The following is a 3,113-nucleotide window of genomic DNA, read 5'->3' as shown; positions in this document are numbered from 1 at the left end:
CTTTGATTTTGTGTGAATCGCTTTCGCTGTGTGCAAGCAGAGAACCAAAATCTTTTTTTTGATTTTGTGTGAATCGCTTTCACAGAGTGCGTGGGAGACTTACGCCAAGTTAGTCAGGTTAAAATAACCACTGGAAAAAATGATGACAATTTTGTAATATTAAATATTATAATAATAAATATTATAATAATAAATACATTTATCTTTAGTAAGGAATGATCAAATGAGTTCAGAAATGCATTTTTGTGCAATATGTGGAAGCAGCCATGCTGTGGAAGATCATCATATAATGTTTAAAAGTCAGATAAAGCCTTTAGAAAAATGCCCCTATAATCACATTTATCTATGTCCAAAGCACCATAGGGATCCTAAAGAAGGCGTTCATTTTAATGTAGAATTAGATGAAAAGTTAAAGGCTGCTTTCAAATTGCAATTAGAAAAATTGTTTACCAAAGATACCTATACACTTAGAGAAATAAGGGATATATTGAAAATAGGAAATAATGCTGTAAACAAGCTGTGTAAAAATATGTGGACCTATGAAGGACGATATAAAAGAGATGATATTATAAGAGTATGCACTTCTAAATATATAGAATAAAACTCCAGATGAAGTAAACTCAATACTTGAAAATGGTTATTTAATATCTCAATCAAAGCTAACAGATTGCAGCTGCATAACTATAATTATTTTTCAAACTACTTTTCCATATCTCTTGCCAATAACACCAGCTTATTTATTGTTTTCCAATTGCGGACAGTATAAGGCACATCTAATCTGTGAAGATTATTGGCAAGCTTAGAGTTTCGAATACTATTGTGAAATAAAAGAAATACCTCCCGCTCTTTAATTATGCAAGCATCATTTTCATTTCTATAGGAATTCAAACATTCAACCTTTTCTTCTGAAGGAGCATGAGTCAGTAGAGAAACATATAAACTCTCAACTTTTGATAATGTCTCTGCTTCTAATATTGCTTCCTTAGAAAATGGACAATTTTCAATAATCATTTCTAACTCCTGAGCCGTTCTCAAAATAACTGTAACTGAAAATCCAAAAACTGCCTCAATCTGATTCTCAATCTTCTTGCTCAGTATTTCTTCCTCTTCATTTGACTTAAATAAGACATTACCACTTTGAATATATGTTTTAACTCCGCAAAGTCCAATGGATTCAAGCGCTTGTCTCAGATTTGCCATCTTAATAATATTCTTTCCACCTACGTTAATACCCCGTAGTAATGCAATATAAATCGTCATAATAGGCTCCCCCTATAATTATACCCTATTTACTTTCAATTTTCTTAGCAGAAATTATCATAAGTATTCCTGCAACAATCATAACACCACTCATTATAAATAGAAATGGTTTTAATGAAAATTATAACATATTTTAATATTGTTTTATGTCTTTATTTTCATCAGGAAAATTTATTAAGAAATTTTATTTAAAAAATATTTATATGAAATTTATAAAAATGTTCTGTAACTACTTGTCCTAAGACTACATATTTTATATTAGCTAGAAGAATATAAACAAGAAACTTTAGGAGGAAAAAAATATTATGGGAAAAAGACTTTTTTATAGCCTATATGCTACTGATGGTTTTATTCACCTTCCAACAGACCCCACGGGATGCTTAGATCGTAAAGAAATATACGTTTTTGGTTTTGTAGGAGGTTTATGGAAAGTACAAGATAAATCTACAGGCAGGTGCAAAATTTGTGACCCAAGCTTAGATCCTGAAAATATAACAGCACGGGACAACCTAAGAGGAACAGCTGTAATTCCATCGCCATTAATAAAAATGGACACAGATGATGAACTATTTATAACACTAACCAACCTAGGTTTGTTAAGAGCTGATGTACCAATTTTAGACGTTCATACTATTCATATCCACGGTGGGCACGTAGCAACACAGATTGATGGTGTTCCTGAAACTTCCTTTGGAGTACCAGTAACTCCTATAGGCGCCCCTTCAATAAGTGTAACTTATTATTTTAAACCTGAAATGCCAGGAAGTTATTTCTATCACTGTCACCAGGAAGCTGCGGAACATGTTCAGATGGGAATGTATGGAGGTCTAATTGTATATCCTTCAGCTAGAGATGTATCCTACTGTATTAATTCAAAGGGAATCACCAATAGGAACTTTGCAAACTCTAAGTGTTCCAGCTTTTTCGATAAAGAATATGTGATACTCTTATCTGATATCGACTCCGCATGGCACGATGATGTTCAAAAACAGGCTGGCGCATTTAACCCAGTAGATTTTAAACCTGATTGGTGGCTGGTAAATGGACGTGCCTTCCCTGACACACTTTTACCTGCTGGTGTTCCTGTAGGTGGCGGTGCTTATGAGATCCCTGCAGGATATGATTCTTATGTTCACATTAAAGATGGACAAAGATTCCTGCTCCGCCTCATTAATATGGGTTATCAACCAGTTCCATGGCATACTCATGGTTGGCATGGAAGAATAGTTAATAAAGATGCGCATCCTCAGCCACAGGGAGAAATGGGCTTTACCCAATTGGTTGGTTCCGGAGAAAGCTATGACATCCTCTTTATTGCTGAAGATAAACGACCACTTTATGCTGATTATATTTTCTGCGGCAAAGGTGGCTTTCCATCATTAATGAATCAAGTTGCTGATGCAACTACAGAATCTATTAAAGCAGGTACCTTTATGCCAGGTTTCGGAGATTCAACTACTTTATGGGCTAATAGTCCAGAAGCAGGCGGTACCACGTTGTGTCCGTTCCCAGGAAACTTTGATGTGCACAATTATGGTGAATCAGATAATTTCTTCTTTCCACAGTTTTATATTGCCCATAACCACGATGATTACAAAGTTACCAATAATGGTGTATATCCTGGAGGCCAATTAATATTTATCCAAACTGATTTGCCAGGAGAGAGACCTCATCCTACTTGTAGACCAGAGTCTGCTCCAGAGTGTAAGTAAACTGCTGCCTCCAACCGTTAATTTTCTTAATGCTTAAAAAATGGTTAAAAGGGACACCTCTCCATAAGTGTCCCTTATATTGAAGAAAGTTCTTAATTCAGGTGGGGATTCTTTTACCCCATCTGAATTTTAGAACTGCAA

General features: G+C 34.9%; 3 protein-coding genes. 2 read left to right on the top strand and 1 reads right to left on the bottom strand.

Annotated elements, in window-relative coordinates; genetic code table 11:
- Positions 1-223: 223 nt before the first annotated feature.
- Positions 224-601: a hypothetical protein gene (locus ABF633_RS20605; RefSeq protein ID WP_415526592.1), complete on the top strand. Its 378-nt coding sequence runs from the start codon at positions 224-226 to the stop codon at positions 599-601.
- 98 nt (positions 602-699) lie between these two features.
- On the opposite strand, the gene ABF633_RS20600 is transcribed toward ABF633_RS20605, so the two are convergent.
- Positions 700-1,260 carry a DUF1697 domain-containing protein gene (locus tag ABF633_RS20600; RefSeq protein WP_415526590.1) on the bottom strand — a complete coding sequence of 187 codons (561 nt, stop codon included), beginning with the start codon at positions 1,258-1,260 and terminating at the stop codon, positions 700-702.
- Positions 1,261-1,565: 305 nt separating this feature from the next.
- Here ABF633_RS20600 and ABF633_RS20595 point away from each other — a divergent pair, with 305 nt between their 5' ends.
- On the top strand, positions 1,566-2,972 hold the full coding sequence (locus tag ABF633_RS20595) for a multicopper oxidase domain-containing protein (protein WP_415526588.1): 1,407 nt from the start codon (positions 1,566-1,568) through the stop codon (positions 2,970-2,972).
- Positions 2,973-3,113 lie beyond the last annotated feature (141 nt).

It is taken from the genome of Clostridium sp. (assembly GCF_047718555.1).
Classification (GTDB): domain Bacteria; phylum Bacillota; class Clostridia; order Clostridiales; family Clostridiaceae; genus Clostridium_I.
Note: the sequence above shows the minus strand (reverse complement) of the source record. Positions and strands in the feature narration are given on the sequence as shown.